General features: G+C 60.9%; 12 protein-coding genes. 11 read left to right on the top strand and 1 reads right to left on the bottom strand.

The genetic code is table 11. The features are described from left to right. Positions 1 to 79 precede the first annotated feature (79 nt). From HBO23_RS08715 to dctM, 8 genes are all read left to right on the top strand, one after another. Entirely contained in the window at positions 80 to 898 is an 819-nt protein-coding gene (locus HBO23_RS08715) for a MaoC family dehydratase N-terminal domain-containing protein (protein WP_170037723.1), read from the top strand. Between the two features lie 28 nt (positions 899 to 926). Continuing rightward, a complete protein-coding gene (locus HBO23_RS08710) occupies positions 927 to 2,090 on the top strand; it encodes an acyl-CoA dehydrogenase family protein (RefSeq protein ID WP_099549621.1) in 1,164 nt (387 codons plus the stop codon). A 10-nt stretch (positions 2,091 to 2,100) separates the two neighbouring features. Further along, positions 2,101 to 3,450 carry an MmgE/PrpD family protein gene (locus tag HBO23_RS08705; RefSeq protein WP_170037721.1) on the top strand — a complete coding sequence of 450 codons (1,350 nt, stop codon included), beginning with the start codon at positions 2,101 to 2,103 and terminating at the stop codon, positions 3,448 to 3,450. A gap of 9 nt (positions 3,451 to 3,459) precedes the next feature. Next, positions 3,460 to 4,653: a CaiB/BaiF CoA-transferase family protein gene (locus HBO23_RS08700; protein ID WP_099549623.1), complete on the top strand. Its 1,194-nt coding sequence runs from the start codon at positions 3,460 to 3,462 to the stop codon at positions 4,651 to 4,653. Positions 4,654 to 4,668: 15 nt separating this feature from the next. After that, positions 4,669 to 5,484, top strand: coding sequence for a CoA ester lyase (locus HBO23_RS08695; protein ID WP_170037719.1), 816 nt, complete (start codon positions 4,669 to 4,671; stop codon positions 5,482 to 5,484). Between the two features lie 240 nt (positions 5,485 to 5,724). Further along, a complete protein-coding gene (locus HBO23_RS08690; RefSeq protein WP_017137474.1) occupies positions 5,725 to 6,708 on the top strand; it encodes a TRAP transporter substrate-binding protein in 984 nt (327 codons plus the stop codon). Positions 6,709 to 6,901: 193 nt separating this feature from the next. Beyond that, positions 6,902 to 7,534: a TRAP transporter small permease gene (locus HBO23_RS08685; protein ID WP_017137473.1), complete on the top strand. Its 633-nt coding sequence runs from the start codon at positions 6,902 to 6,904 to the stop codon at positions 7,532 to 7,534. Beyond that, complete coding sequence (gene dctM / locus HBO23_RS08680; protein WP_017137472.1) at positions 7,534 to 8,814, top strand: C4-dicarboxylate TRAP transporter large permease protein DctM; 1,281 nt, start codon at positions 7,534 to 7,536, stop codon at positions 8,812 to 8,814. The genes HBO23_RS08685 and dctM overlap by 1 nt, the downstream gene beginning before the upstream one ends. Positions 8,815 to 9,162: 348 nt before the next feature. Here the strand turns inward: dctM and ampC are convergent, their stop codons facing one another. Beyond that, the gene (gene ampC / locus HBO23_RS08675; RefSeq protein ID WP_170037717.1) at positions 9,163 to 10,305 is read right to left on the bottom strand and encodes a class C beta-lactamase; all 1,143 of its coding nucleotides are present in this window, start codon (positions 10,303 to 10,305) and stop codon (positions 9,163 to 9,165) included. Between the two features lie 131 nt (positions 10,306 to 10,436). On the opposite strand from ampC, the gene HBO23_RS08670 reads away from it, so the two are divergent. The 3 genes from HBO23_RS08670 (at position 10,437) to HBO23_RS08660 (ending at position 14,567) form a co-directional block, all read left to right on the top strand. Next, positions 10,437 to 11,315: a LysR family transcriptional regulator gene (locus HBO23_RS08670; RefSeq protein WP_170037715.1), complete on the top strand. Its 879-nt coding sequence runs from the start codon at positions 10,437 to 10,439 to the stop codon at positions 11,313 to 11,315. A 74-nt stretch (positions 11,316 to 11,389) separates the two neighbouring features. Further along, complete coding sequence (locus HBO23_RS08665; protein WP_026013734.1) at positions 11,390 to 12,574, top strand: DUF2252 family protein; 1,185 nt, start codon at positions 11,390 to 11,392, stop codon at positions 12,572 to 12,574. A gap of 280 nt (positions 12,575 to 12,854) precedes the next feature. Continuing rightward, positions 12,855 to 14,567, top strand: coding sequence for a ShlB/FhaC/HecB family hemolysin secretion/activation protein (locus HBO23_RS08660; protein ID WP_170037713.1), 1,713 nt, complete (start codon positions 12,855 to 12,857; stop codon positions 14,565 to 14,567). The last annotated feature ends 4 nt before the right edge of the window (positions 14,568 to 14,571 follow it).

Here is a 14,571-nt window from a genome sequence, read left to right as displayed (position 1 = left end):
ATTGAAATGCAAATTCTCAGAACGGGCAGGCGCTTGCATGATCCGGGGCAGACACTCACTGCCCGAGGACCTGCACCCAATGAGCGCCACTGACTGGATCGGCCGAAGCGAGACCGCCAACGACCACCTGAGCCTTAACCTGCTCAAACGCATTGCCGCTACTTTTGGCGAAGCTGTGCCGGAACAGGGCGCCGATTTGCCGCCGCTGTGGCAGTGGTGTTTTTTCCAGGACCCGCTGCCGGAGTCGGCCTTGGGCACCGACGGCCACCCGGCCCGTGGCGGGTTCCTGCCGCCCGCTGATAACCGCAATCGCATGTGGGCCGGTGGGCGCATCGAATTCGTGCATGCCTTGCGCGCGGGTGAGGCGGCGACCCGCGTGTCGACCATCACCCAGGTCGAAGAAAAGACCGGGCGAACCGGCTCGCTGTTGTTTGTCACCGTGCGTCATGACTATTCCCAGGACGGTCGCCTGGCGATCCGAGAAGAACAGGACATCGTTTACCGCGAACCGACGCCGCCCAAACAGGGCAGTGGCGACGCCTTGCCCGAAGGCGAATGGCAGGCATCGATCAGCCCCACGCCAACCCTGCTGTTTCGTTACAGCGCCGTGACCTTCAACGGCCACCGCATCCACTACGACTACCCGTATGTCACCGACACCGAAGGCTATTCAGGCCTGGTGGTGCACGGCCCGCTGATCGCTACCTTGAGCCTGTGCGCGTTTTGCCGCGCCCATCCCGACGCGACCCTGCGCCGTTTTGCCTATCGCGGTGTTCGCCCACTGATTGCACCGCAGCCATTTGTGGTCGGTGGGCGCGTGACCGAAACCGGTGTGGCGCAGTTGTGGGCGGGCAACGCCGGTGGCCTGGCGCAGACCGCTCAGGTCCACTTCGAATAATCCAGGAACAACAGGCGGAGAGCCGTTAATGAACCCCAATGACAACGAAGAACTCAATGCCATCCGTGAAGGCGTGCGCGCCTTGTGCGCCGAGTTCGACGCGGCGTACTGGCGCAGGATCGACGAACAAAAAGGCTTCCCCGAAACCTTTGTCAAAGCCCTGACCGACGCCGGCTGGCTGTCGGCGATGATCCCTGAAGAATACGGCGGCTCTGGCCTGGGCCTGGCCGAAGCCTCGGTGATCCTCGAAGAAGTCAACCGTTGCGGTGGTAACTCCGGCACCGTGCACGGCCAGATGTACAACATGTTCACCTTGCTGCGCCACGGCAGCGAAGCGCAAAAAAGCTTCTACCTGCCCAAGCTCGCCAGCGGCGAATTGCGCCTGCAATCGATGGGTGTGACCGAGCCCACCACCGGCACCGACACCACCAAAATCAAAACCACGGCGATCAAGCGTGGTGACAAATATGTGATCAATGGCCAGAAGGTCTGGATCTCGCGCATCCAGCATTCCGACTTGATGATTCTGCTGGCGCGCACCACGCCGCTGGCCGAGGTGAAGAAGAAGTCTGAAGGCATGTCGATCTTCCTGGTCGACCTGCGCGAAGCCATCGGCAACGGCCTGACCGTGCAGCCCATCGCCAATATGGTCAACCACGAAACCAACGAACTGTTTTTCGACAACCTGGAGCTACCCCTCGACAGCCTGATCGGCGAGGAGGGCAAAGGCTTTAAATACATCCTCGACGGCCTCAACGCCGAACGCACCCTGATCGCCGCCGAGTGCATCGGCGACGGTCGCTGGTTTATCGAAAAGGCCAGTGCCTACGCCCGCGACCGCGTGGTGTTTGGCCGCCCGATCGGGCAGAACCAGGGTGTGCAGTTCCCGATTGCCGAGGCGCATATCGAAATCGAAGCGGCGGACCTGATGCGCTGGCGTGCCTGCGAAGAATACGACAGCGGCAAGAATGCCGGGGCCAGCGCCAACATGGCCAAGTACCTGGCTGCCAAGGCGTCCTGGGAAGCGGCCAACGCCTGCCTGCAAACCCACGGCGGTTTCGGCTTTGCCTGTGAGTACGACGTAGAGCGCAAATTCCGCGAAACACGCCTGTACCAGGTTGCGCCGATCTCCACCAACCTGATCCTGTCCTACGTGGCCGAGCACCTGCTCGAACTGCCACGCAGTTTCTGAGGGCCTGAGCATGAGCCATACCCAAACGCTGTGCCGGTTCCTTGCGGACCTGAACTACGAACAATTGCCGGAAAAGGTACTGGCACGCACCGAAGATCTGTATCTGGATTGGTTGGCCTCGGCGCTGGCAAGCAAGGGCGCGCACCCGATCCCGTTGTTTGAACGCTATGCACAAAAAATGGGACCCCACAGCGGTCCCGCCCAGGTGATCGTCAATGGCAGCACCACCAGCGCGTATTTTGCGGCGCTGGTGAACGCCGCATCCTCACACTTGGTGGAGCAGGATGACCTGCACAACAGCTCGGTGCTGCACCCCGCGACCGTGGTGTTTCCGGCCGCGCTGGCTGCCGCCCAGGACCTCGGCAAATCCGGCCGTGAATTGCTGCTGGCCTCGGTGGCCGGTTATGAAGCCGGAATTCGCATCGGCGAATTCATGGGCCGGTCCCACTACCGCATCTTCCACACCACAGCCACCGTCGGCACCCTGGCGGCGGCGGTGGCCGTGGGCAAACTGCTGGACTTTAACCAGGAACAGTTCATCACCCTGCTCGGCAGCGCCGGCACCCAGGCCGCCGGGCTGTGGGAGTTTTTGCGCGATGCCGCCGACTCCAAGCAACTGCACACCGCCAAGGCGGCGGCGGATGGCTTGCTCGCGGCGTATTTGACGGCGGACGGGCTCACCGGCGCACGCAATATTCTGGAAGGCGATCAAGGCTTGGCAGCAGGCATGTCCAGTGATGCCGAGCCTCGCAAGTTATCGGCCGACCTTGGCAGCCGCTGGGCGCTGCTGGAAACCTCGTTCAAGTTCCACGCCTCGTGCCGTCACACCCATCCGGCCGCCGATGCGCTGCTGGATCTGATGCAGCGCGAAGGGCTGTGCGCTGCAGATATCGCTACGGTTGAAACGCGTGTCCATCAAGGTGCCATCGACGTGCTGGGCCGCGTGACCACGCCTGCCACTGTGCACCAGGCCAAATTCTCCATGGGCACCGTGCTCGGCCTGATCGCCGTGCACGGTAAAGCCGGGCTCACCGAGTTCCACGAACGAGCGCTGACCGACCCCGCCGTCTCGGCTTTCCGCGACAAGGTCAGCATGACCCTCGACGCAGAAGTTGACGGCGCCTACCCGCAGCGCTGGCTGGGCCGCGTCACCGTCACCACGCTCGATGGCCGCACGCTGCAAGGCGCCATCGATGAACCCAAGGGCGACCCTGGTAACACCCTGAGTCGGGTGGAGCTCGCGGATAAATTCCGGCGCCTTACCCAATTCAGCGGCGCGCACACACCCGCGCAGGCCAATGCACTGATCGAGAAGGTCTGGAACCTGCGCAGTGCAGCGTCCATGGCCCACTGGCTTTGAGGAAGCGTCATGACTAATCAACGACCGCTGGACGGCATCACCGTGATCAGCCTGGAACACGCGATTGCTGCGCCATTCTGTACCCGCCAGTTGGCGGACCTCGGCGCCCGTGTGATCAAGATCGAACGCCCCGGCGCCGGTGACTTTGCCCGTGGCTATGACGAGCGCGTACGCGGCCTGGCCTCGCACTTTGTGTGGACCAACCGCTCCAAGGAAAGCCTGACCCTGGACCTCAAGCAGGACGAGGCCGGCGACATCCTCCAACGCCTGCTGGCGGATGCCGACGTGCTGGTGCAGAACCTTGCACCCGGCGCGGCGGCGCGCATGGGCCTGTCGTTTGAAGCGCTGCATGAGCGCTTTCCACGGCTCATCGTCTGCGATATTTCCGGCTATGGCGAAGGCGGGCCTTACGAGAAAAAGAAAGCGTATGACCTGCTGATCCAAAGCGAGGGCGGTTTTTTATCGGTAACCGGTGGCCCAGGTGAAGATCAGATGGCCAAGGCCGGTTGCTCGATCGCCGATATTTCCGCCGGCATGTACGCCTACAGTGGCATCCTCTCGGCCCTGCTGTTGCGCGGCAAGACGGGGCAGGGCAGCCGCATCGATGTGAGCATGCTCGAAAGCCTGGTGGAGTGGATGGGCTACCCGATGTATTACGCCTTCGACGGCGCGCCCCAGCCACCACGGGCCGGGGCGGCGCATTCGACGATCTACCCGTATGGGCCGTTTCCCACCGGCGACGGCGGCACGGTGATGCTCGGCTTGCAGAACGAACGCGAATGGGCGGCGTTCTGCGACAAAGTACTGCTCACGCCTGAACTGGCTACCGATGAACGTTTCTCGGCCAACTTCAAGCGCTCGGCCAACCGTGACGTGCTACGCCAGATCATCGTTGACAGCTTCGCGCAGTTGGACGCTGAAGCCGTGATCCAACGCCTGGAAAACGCGCAGATTGCCAGCGCCAGGGTCAATGACATGCAAGGCGTGTGGGACCACCCGCAGCTCAAGGCGCGAGACAGCTGGCGTGAAGTCCAGAGCCCGGCCGGGCCGCTGCCGTCGTTGTTGCCGCCGGCGCGTAATGCTGCGTTTACCCCGCGCATGGACGGCGTTCCCGCCTTGGGCCAGCACAGCCAGGGCATCCTCGATCAGCTTGGGTTTTCGGCGCAAACCATCGACGGCCTGCGCGCACGCGGCGTTATCTAATAAGGAATTCAAGTGATGCCAAAGCCTATAGTTCGTTCGGCCTTGTTTGTACCCGGCAGCCGCCCGGAGCGCTTTTCCAAAGCGCTGGCCAGTGGCGCCGACGCGGTGATTGTGGATTTTGAAGACGCGGTTGAAGAACCCCTCAAGCGCCAGGCGCGGGATAACCTCGGGGTGTTCTTGCAAGCGCATCCAGAGGCTCAGGTGTGGGTGCGCATCAACGCGCCGGAGCATGCCGAGCATTTTGAGGATGTGGCGTTCTGTAAAGCCCATGCCAATGTGACGGGTGTGCTGCTGCCTAAGGTAGAGAGCGCCGCCCAGGTGGCCGTGGTGGCGGCTGCTGGCAAGGTGATATGGCCGATTATCGAAAGCGCCAAGGGCTTGCTGGCGGTGGCTGAGATTGCCCACGCGCCGCAGGTTGAGCGCCTGTCGTTTGGCGGGCTGGACCTGGCGCTGGACTTGAACCTGAGCAGCGGTTCCGCGGCTGCGCAGTTTGCGTTGGATCAGGCACGCCTGGCGCTGATTGTGCATTCCCGTGCTGCTGGCTTGGTGGCGCCACTGGACGGCGTGCACCCGGCCATCGACGACCCTGAAGGCCTGCGCCGTTCGATCCGGCATGCCTATGAAATGGGCTTTGCCGGCGCGCTGTGCATCCATCCCAAGCAGGTGGCAGTGATTCATGCCGCACTGGCGCCCAGCGCTGAAGACCTGGCCTGGGCCAAGCGCGTGGTAGAGGCGGGTGCCCATGGGGCCGGGGCTTATCAGATGGATGGGCAGATGGTGGATGCGCCGGTGTTGCTGCGCGCACAAAGGCTCCTGGCCGGCCAACTCTGACTGAAACAACCGGGAGCAAAATGTGGGAGCTGGCTTGCCTGCGATAGCGGTGGACCCTCCCATGAATTGACGGCCTGACACACCGCCATCGCAGGCAAGCCAGCTCCCACACTGGATCTTCATTGTTCTGAAGTATGGCGTTCGGCCTGGCCGAACGCAGGTATCTAAAATTCGAAATTCACTACACGCATCACATCAGGCACCTTGCCCTATAACACAACAATAAGAAGGTGATTCCCCATGCTCAAGCTTTCTCGGGCGCTGCTGTGCGCCGCCACTCTGTTTGCCGCGGGCCTGGCCCAGGCGGCAGACCCGATTGTGATCAAGTTCGCCCACGTGGTTGCCGAAAACACGCCTAAAGGCCAGGGCGCGCTGCTCTTCAAAAAGCTCGCTGAAGAGCGCTTGCCGGGCCGTGTGAAGGTCGAGGTGTACCCCAACTCCTCGCTGTTCGGCGATGGCAAGGAGATGGAAGCGTTGTTGTTGGGCGATGTGCAGATGCTGGCGCCGTCCCTGGCCAAGTTCGAGCAGTACACCAAGCAAGTGCAGATCTACGACCTGCCGTTCCTGTTCAACGACCTGGCCGCCGTCGACCGTTTCCAGGCTGCACAGGGCAAGGCATTGCTGACCTCGATGCAAGACAAGAACATCCTCGGCCTGGCCTATTGGCACAATGGCCTCAAGCAGCTTTCGGCCAACAAAGCACTGCGTGAACCCAAGGACGCCCGTGGCCTGAAGTTCCGTGTGCAGGCTTCCAGCGTACTTGAAGAACAGTTCAAGGCGATCCGCGCCAACCCGCGCAAGATGAGCTTTGCCGAGGTGTATCAAGGCCTGCAGACCGGCACCGTGAATGGTACCGAGAACACCTGGTCCAATTATGAAAGCCAGAAGGTCAACGAAGTGCAGAAGTACTTCACCGAGTCCAACCATGGCCTGATCGACTACATGGTGATCACCAACGCCAAGTTCTGGAACGGCCTGCCGCCGGATGTGCGCACCACCCTGGACCAGATCATGGTCGAAGTCACCGTCGAGGTGAACAAGCAGGCCGAAGCGCTGAACCAGTCGGCCAAGCAGAAGATCATCGACGCCAAGACCAGCGAAATCATCGAACTGACCCCGCAGCAACGCCAACTGTGGCGCGAAGCCATGCGCCCGGTGTGGCAGAAGTTCGAAGGTGAGATCGGCGCCGACCTGATCAAGGCGGCGGACGCCTCCAACCAGTAATCGGGCGACTACCCAAAACTACTGTGGAAAGGGCTTTATGTGGGAGCTGGCTTGCCTGCGATGCAGGCAACTCGGTGTATCTGTAGCGCCGAGTTGATCCCATCGCGGGCAAGCCCGGCTCCCACAGAGGTCCGCTTCCACAGTTTGTTCCGCTTTCCACCCCGACATCATTCCCGCTTCGCGAGGTTTTGCCATGCAAACGCTAAGGCGCGTCTGGGAGCACCTGGAGGAAGGGTTTATCGCCTTCCTGCTGGCCGCCATGACCCTGGTGACATTCGTCTACGTCATGCTCAACAACATCTACACCCTGTTTTTTGCTCTGTCTGACAAGTGGGCATGGAGCAGCAGCTTTTTCGGTGCCTTGGGCGACCACACCATGACCTGGGCCCAGGACATGACCTGGAGCGTGGCGCTGACCAAGGCCATGTTCGGCTGGCTGATTTTCTTCGGCATCTCCTACGGCGTGCGCACCGCCGGCCACCTTGGCGTAGATGCGCTGGTCAAGCTGACCAAACGCCCGGTGCAACGCCTGCTCGGCATGCTCGCCTGCCTGTGTTGCCTGGCCTACGCCGGGCTGTTCATGGTCGCCAGCTACAAGTGGGTGAGTGCGGTGATGACCGCGCAGATCGGCGCCGAAGACCTCGACCAATACGGCGTGGACGTGGGCGATATCGTGATCATCGTGCCCATCGGTTTTGCCCTGGTGTTTATCCGCTACCTGGAAATTTTTTACCGCATCTTTACCCACCGTCAGGTCGGGTTGGGGCTGGCCGACGAGGCCGGGGAGGCCAGTAAGCTGGCTGGCAGCCATGAGGAGCGTCACTGATGGCCGTGCTCTGTCTGTTTTTGCTGTTGTTCGTGTTCATGTTCCTCGGGGTGCCGATCGCGATTTCCCTGGGGCTGTCCGGCGCGGTGTCGATCCTGATGTTCAGCCAGGACTCGGTGAGTTCGCTGGCCATCAAGCTGTTTGAAACCTCCGACGCCTACACCTTCCTGGCGATTCCATTCTTCCTGCTGTCCGGTGCGTTCATGACCACCGGCGGTGTGGCGCAACGGCTGATCGACTTCGCCAACGCCTGTGTCGGGCATATCCGAGGCGGCCTGGCGATTGCGGCGGTGCTGGCGTGCATGCTGTTTGCGGCGCTGTCCGGGTCATCGCCGGCGACGGTGGCGGCAGTGGGCTCGATTGCCGTGGCGGGGATGGTGCGCTCGGGTTACCCGAAGGAGTTCGGCGCCGGGATCATCTGCAACGCCGGCACCCTGGGCATCCTGATCCCGCCGTCGATTGTGATGGTGGTGTACTCGGCAGCCACCGAAACCTCGGTGGGCAAGCTGTTCATGGCCGGTGTGATTCCAGGATTGCTGCTGGGCCTGATGCTGATGGTCGCGATCTACATCGTCGCGCGCATCAAGAAGCTGCCGGCGCAGCCCCGTGCGACCTTCCGCGAGTGGCTGACCTGCGCACGTCGCGCGTTCTGGGGCTTGCTGTTGCTGGTGATCATCCTCGGCGGCATCTACAGCGGCATGTTCACGCCGACGGAAGCGGCGGCCGTGGCGGCGGTGTATTCGGCGTTTGTCGCGCTGTTTGTGTACAAGGACATGAAGCTGCGCGATTGCCCCAAGGTGCTGCTGGAATCCGGGCGCCTGGCGATCATGCTGATGTTTATCATCGCCAACGCCATGCTCTTTGCCCATGTACTGACCACCGAACAGATCCCGCAGGAAATCACCGCCTGGGTGATCTCCGAAGGCCTCACGCCGATTGGCTTTTTGATCATGGTCAACGTGGTGTTGCTGGTGGCCGGCAGCTTTATGGAGCCGTCCGCGATTGTGCTGATCCTGGCGCCGATCTTCTTCCCTATTGCCATGAAGCTGGGGATTGACCCGATTCACCTGGGGATTGTGATGGTGGTCAACATGGAAATCGGCCTGGTGCACCCGCCAGTAGGGTTGAACCTGTTTGTGACCTCGGCGGTGACCGGGTTGACCCTCGGGCAGACGATTCGCGCAGCGTTACCGTGGCTGATGATCCTGCTGGTGTTTTTGATCATGGTCACGTACTTGCCGTTTATCTCGCTGGCGCTGCCGCACTGGCTGGGCATGTAACACGGTCTGAAAATGTGGGAGCTGGCTTGCCTGCGATAGCCATACGTTCGAAGGCACCCCGTTCCCCTGTGGCGAGCAGGCTTGCCCTGCGTTGGGCTGCGCAGCAGCCCCAAAACCAGGCGCTGAGTTCTTTCAGAAAGAATTTCAGTGCCCTTGCTGGGGGCTGCTGAGCAGCCCAACGCAGGGCAAGCCTGCTCGCCACAACAAGCGGCGTACCGCAGGCTTTGTTTTAACCGGCAGTTGTGTAGATACCTATGCTGAGATAGCGGTGGTTCAGTCAGCCAATTCGGTGACTGATATACCGCCGTCGCAGGCAAGCCAGCTCCCACATTTGGTTTTTGTCAGGTCTTAGTGGTCCATCGCGCCCAAGATCGCATAAGCCAGCTTCACCCGTTCGGCATTCGGGTAATTGCGGTTAGCCAGAATCACCACACCCATGTCCTTGCTCGGTACGTAAGCCACATACGCGCCAAAACCGCCGGTGGAGCCGGTTTTGTTGTACAGCACGTTGGCCGGTTGTGCCTGCGCCGGCGTCAGCCAATTGACCTTGTGCGGCTGCATCGCCATTTCGGTCGAGTTGCCCTCCAGCAAGGCCTGCAGCTTGATCGGGTAGGGGTAGCGTTCCCAGCCCAGACCCTGGGTCATGCCATTGACGGTGTAGTAACCCGCGTGAGTGGTGGAGATCGCTTGTTGCAGCGGTTTTTCCAGGGGCTCGGGGTGCAGGTTGGCAATCACATAGCGGGCGAGGTCCTGGGTGCTGGTCTTGATACCGTAGGCTTCGCTGTCCAGGGCGCCGGGGCTGACGCGAATGGGTTTCAGATTTTTGTCATAGCCTTGCGCATATTGAGCGGTTTTGCTCGCCGGCACGCTGACGTGGGTGTTGGTCAGGCCCAGCTTGGGCAGCAAGGTTTTCTCCATGGCAACGTTAAACGGCTGCCCCAGGCTTTGCGCCGCGAGGTAGCCGAACAAGCCGATGCTGGGGTTGGAATACAAACGCTGTTCGCCCGGCGCATACGCGGGTTTCCAGTGCTGGAAATAACCGAGCATGGCACCGGCGTTGTCGGCCGCGTCGGGAAACTGCAACGGCAGGCCACCCGGTGTGTAGGTCGCCAGTTGCAGCAGGCTGATGTGATCGAATACGCCACCGGCCAGGGCTGGCAGGTGCTGGCTGGCGGTATCCGAGAGCTCGAGCTTACCGGTGGCCTGGGCGTAGCCGCCGAGGGTGGCGGTAAAGGTTTTGCTGATCGATCCGATTTCAAACAGGGTGTCTTGGTTGACGGCCTGTTTGGTTTCCCTTGATGCAACACCGTAGTTAAAGTATTGAACCTTGCCTTGGTTAACCACCGCGACCGACAGGCCGGGAATCCCTTGTTGCTGCATCAGCGGCTCCACGCTGGCATCGACTACCGTGCGCAGGTCGGTGGCGGCCATGCAGCTACCGGAGCCTATTAACAGGGCGCTGAACAGAATTTTTTGTAAGGTGTGATTCATGCGGGTTCGCTTCCATGTAAAAGATGTGCTGACGATCAAGGCCTGCGCAGGCGGGGCAAATCTAGGTGGATTTTGTACGGCGGGCAAACGATGATATCTCGCATCAGCCATTAGTTAATTTAGGGTCATGCATGCTGCGCTCCCATTTACCGCTCAATGCGTTGCGCGCATTCGAAGCTTCCGCCCGGCATTTGAGCTTCACCCGAGCGGCCATCGAGCTGTGCGTGACCCAGGCGGCAGTCAGTCATCAGGTCAAAAGCCTGGAGGCGCAGTTGAACGTCACCTTGTTCAAGCGCCTGCCACGCGGCCTGATGCTGACCCGCGAAGGCGAAACACTGCTGCCGGTTGTGCGCGACTCTTTCGACCGGATTGCCCTTACCTTAGGCCAGTTCGAAGGTGGCCATTACCGTGAAGTGCTCACCGTCGGGGCGGTGGGCACCTTCGCCGTCGGCTGGTTGCTGCCGCGCTTGCCGGACTTTCAAAGCCGCTACCCGTTTATCGACCTGCGCCTGTCGACCCACAACAACCGTGTTGACGTTGCCGCCGAGGGCCTCGACTACGCGATCCGCTTCGGCGCTGGCGCCTGGCATGGCACCGACGCCTGCCAGTTGCTTGACGCGCCGTTGACCGTGCTGTGCGTGCCGCAGATTGCCGAGCAATTGCACACGCCGGACGACGTGCTCAAGCACACCTTATTGCGCTCTTACCGCGCCGATGAATGGAACCTGTGGTTCCAGGCCGCCGGGCTGCCGGCCGACACGCCGGTGCCGCGCAGCATCGTGTTCGACTCGTCCCTGGCGATGATGGAGGCCGCGCAGCAGGGCATCGGCGTGGCCTTGGCGCCGGCGATGATGTTCTCACGGCAACTGGAGAGTGATGTGATTCGCCAGCCGTTCAGCGTGGGCATCAGCACCGGCAGTTATTGGCTGACGCGCTTGCAATCGCGGGCAGAAACCTCGGCCATGGCCGCGTTCAAAGGCTGGTTGAAAGCACACAGCGCCCAGGCTTGAAGTTTTTATTCTTGAAACAAAATGAAACATTCGTGACGGGTTAACCTCTACCGTACCCCGTACCGAGTGCTTCCATGAAAATTCCGCGCCCCTCTGCCCGCATGCCCCACCTCATCCAACTGCGCAACCTGAAGATGGCGCGCTCGGCCCATGCTTATGTGCGCGGCAGCACCGTGCAGTTTTACGAGTGGCTGCACAGCCAGCCCGGCCGCCGCTTGCCCCATGGCCCGGCGATCTGGATCTGCGGCGATTGCCACGCGGGCAACCTCGGCCCCACGGGTGATACCAAGGGCCGTATCGACATGCATATCCGCGACCTCGACCAAACCGTGATCGGCAACCCGGCCCATGACCTGGTGCGCCTGGCGCTGTCGTTGGCCACCGCCGCACGCGGCTCGGACCTGCCGGGCGTGACCACCGCACGCATGCTGGAAGAAATGATGGTGGGCTACGAACAAGCCTTCAAAGACAAGCCCGATGAAGCGCCGCCGCGTCCTTCCCAAGTCAAGGCTGGCATGCGCAGCGCGGTGGAACGCACCTGGAAAAACCTGGCGCGTGAACGCATTGAAAATGCCCGGCCTACTATTCCGTTGGGCAAGCACTTCTGGTCATTGTCACGGGCGGAAAAGAGCGCGCTGCAAAGTGTTTGCGCCTCGGATGAAATCCACCAGTTGGTGACCTCGCTCAAAGGCCGGCCCAAAGACGCCAAGGTCCAATTGCTTGATTCGGCCTATTGGGTCAAAGGCTGCAGCTCCCTCGGCTTGCTGCGTTATGCAGCCTTGTTGGGCGTGGGCGACAAGGACGACCAGGAATATTGCCTGATCGACATCAAGGAAGCCGTCGGCGCCGCCGCGCCCCGGGCGGCACGCGCGAAGATGCCACGCGACAATGGCCGGCGCGTGGTGGAAGGCGCCCGCCAGCTGTCACCGGGCCTGGGCGAGCGCATGCTGGCCACACGTTTTCTCGATCACGGTTTCTTCATCCGGGAACTGCTGCCTCAAGACATGAAGCTGGAACTCGATGAGCTAAGCGAGATCGACGCCATGCACGCCGCCGGTTACCTGGCCCGCGTGGTCGGCATCGCCCATGCCCGGCAGATGGACCGCGATACGCGCAAGGAGTGGATGGCGGTGTTGCAGGAAAACCGCTCCAAACAATTGGATGCGCCCTCGTGGTTATGGACCAGCGTGGTGCAGTTGGTGGGCAGCCATGAGCAGGGGTATCTCAACCATTGTCGGCGGTATGCGTTGGAGCACTAGAAGCGGGGCATGAGCGTTGTGGCTATTTATGGCGTTAAGAAAATTTCGCTATTATTTAGGAAATTTCCTATTTCATTAGTCGTTATTTTGAGAGTGTCAAGCCAAGGTCTATTGCCGCTTGTCGGAAAGATTAAATGCCAAAAAATGCACAAATTTATTTTATTCTTATATATATCAACAAGTTATATCTATAATTCTGACTATTTTATAAATTGCCGGAATGTTGGCATATTCAAAGTTCGATGATAGCGTTCCGCCTTCAATTATCGACGGATCGAATATGCACTTGTCCACGCCATGGATTCGGCCATTACTGTGCCTGACAGTGTTGTGCCTCAGCGCTCACAACAGCGCCTTCGCCGCGACCAATCCAGGTGACCAGGACCTGATTCGCGACCGGCAAAACCGCCTGCTGGAAGAGCAACAGCGGCGCCTTGAAGAACTCAAGGACCTGCCCGGCAAAGAGCTGAAACCGGCGGCGCCCGCCACCCCCGTCGATACCCGTTGCTTCCCCATCCAGCACATTGAACTCAAGGGCGCAGACAACCTGTCTGTCGATGAGCGCGAGCGCCTGGTCAAGCCTTATCTCAATCAGTGCCTGGGGGTTTCCCAGCTGAATGAATTGCTCAAGCGCGTGACCGACTCTTACATCGACAAAGGTCTGGTCACCAGCCGCGCCTACTTGCCGCAACAAGACCTGTCCAGCGGTCGTCTGCAAGTATTGGTGGTGGAAGGCAAGCTCGAAGGGGTTAAAGGCGCCGACAACAGCAAGCTGTCCGAGCGCGAGTTGGCCATGGCGTTTCCCGGCCACACCGGCGACTTGCTCAACCTGCGAGAAGTCGAGCAGGCCATCGATCAGCTCAATCGGTTGCCGTCCAACCAGGCGCAAATGGAACTGGCTCCCGGCACCGCAGTGGGCGGCAGCACGGTGCTGGTCAAAAACAACCCGCAAAAACCCTGGCGTGCCAGCCTGTCGCGCAATAACGATGGGCAGCGCAGCACCGGCGAGCAACAGTGGGGCACCGGCTTTGAATGGGACAGCCCACTCGGCCTGGCTGATCAACTGGTGCTGCGCGGCGGCCACGACGCGATCAGCGACCACCAGAAAACCTCAAAAAACGCCATGCTCTACTACAACGTGCCGTGGGGCTGGTGGAACTTCAGCTACAGCTACAACCAGAGCGATTACCGCTCGGTGGCCCAGGGCGACGGCTTTGACTTCAAGCAAACCGGCGACAGCCAGAACCACCAATTGCGCGCCGAACGGGTGATCCATCGCGACGCCCTGAGCAAAACCTCGGTCAACGTGGGCCTGGCCCATCTGCGCACCAATAACTACATCAACGACAGCCACCTCAAAGAGAGCAGCAACCGCCTCAGTGAGTTGCAGGTGGGCATCAACCACGGGCGCCGGATTGGCAGCGCCTTCGTCAACCTCGATGTCGGCATGCAAAACGGCACCGGCGCGTTCGACGCCCAGGGCAATCACAACCCCGGCCCAGGCGTGCCGGATGCGCGCTACCGCAAATACACCGCCACCGTCAGCTACCTGCAACCGTTCAAGCTGTGGGGCGAGTCCTTCAGTTTCACCAGCCTGGCCACCGGGCAGCGCAGTGAAGATGTGTTGTTCAGCCCGCAGCGCATGAGCCTCGGCGGCTCCTCGTCGATTCGTGGCTACAAGGACCAGCAACTGAGTGGCGACAGTGGAAGTTATTGGCGCAACGACCTGCGCTGGAGTCGCCCGGTGACGCTGGAGTGGCTGCGCCCGGTGTTCGGTGAGTACGGCGCCAGTGTTGGTTATGACCAAGGCGTGATTCGCAATGCGCGCTACAACGGCGAGTTACACGGCCGGGTCTCGAGCAACTCGCTGGAGCTGTTTGCCCGTGGCCAATACGTCAGCACCAGTGTGACCTTTGCCCACTCGCTGGAACGACCGGCCACGCTGCTTGAACGCGAAGCGCCGATCTACTTCCGCATGGATTTTTTCCTGTAATTCA

Origin of the sequence: Pseudomonas sp. WS 5532 (assembly GCF_012985445.1) — a bacterium.
Lineage (GTDB): Bacteria > Pseudomonadota > Gammaproteobacteria > Pseudomonadales > Pseudomonadaceae > Aquipseudomonas > Aquipseudomonas edaphica.
This window is presented reverse-complemented; position numbering and strand designations above follow the sequence as displayed.

What these genes read in the sequence shown, in the direction of transcription:
- HBO23_RS08715 (WP_170037723.1), top strand. Translation starts at nt 80, where the DNA reads ATGAGCGCCACTGACTGGATCGGCCGAAGCGAGACCGCCAACGACCAC.
- HBO23_RS08710 (WP_099549621.1), top strand. Translation starts at nt 927, where the DNA reads ATGAACCCCAATGACAACGAAGAACTCAATGCCATCCGTGAAGGCGTG.
- HBO23_RS08705 (WP_170037721.1), top strand. Translation starts at nt 2,101, where the DNA reads ATGAGCCATACCCAAACGCTGTGCCGGTTCCTTGCGGACCTGAACTAC.
- HBO23_RS08700 (WP_099549623.1), top strand. Translation starts at nt 3,460, where the DNA reads ATGACTAATCAACGACCGCTGGACGGCATCACCGTGATCAGCCTGGAA.
- HBO23_RS08695 (WP_170037719.1), top strand. Translation starts at nt 4,669, where the DNA reads ATGCCAAAGCCTATAGTTCGTTCGGCCTTGTTTGTACCCGGCAGCCGC.
- HBO23_RS08690 (WP_017137474.1), top strand. Translation starts at nt 5,725, where the DNA reads ATGCTCAAGCTTTCTCGGGCGCTGCTGTGCGCCGCCACTCTGTTTGCC.
- HBO23_RS08685 (WP_017137473.1), top strand. Translation starts at nt 6,902, where the DNA reads ATGCAAACGCTAAGGCGCGTCTGGGAGCACCTGGAGGAAGGGTTTATC.
- dctM (WP_017137472.1), top strand. Translation starts at nt 7,534, where the DNA reads ATGGCCGTGCTCTGTCTGTTTTTGCTGTTGTTCGTGTTCATGTTCCTC.
- ampC (WP_170037717.1), bottom strand. Translation starts at nt 10,305, where the DNA reads ATGAATCACACCTTACAAAAAATTCTGTTCAGCGCCCTGTTAATAGGC.
- HBO23_RS08670 (WP_170037715.1), top strand. Translation starts at nt 10,437, where the DNA reads ATGCTGCGCTCCCATTTACCGCTCAATGCGTTGCGCGCATTCGAAGCT.
- HBO23_RS08665 (WP_026013734.1), top strand. Translation starts at nt 11,390, where the DNA reads ATGAAAATTCCGCGCCCCTCTGCCCGCATGCCCCACCTCATCCAACTG.
- HBO23_RS08660 (WP_170037713.1), top strand. Translation starts at nt 12,855, where the DNA reads ATGCACTTGTCCACGCCATGGATTCGGCCATTACTGTGCCTGACAGTG.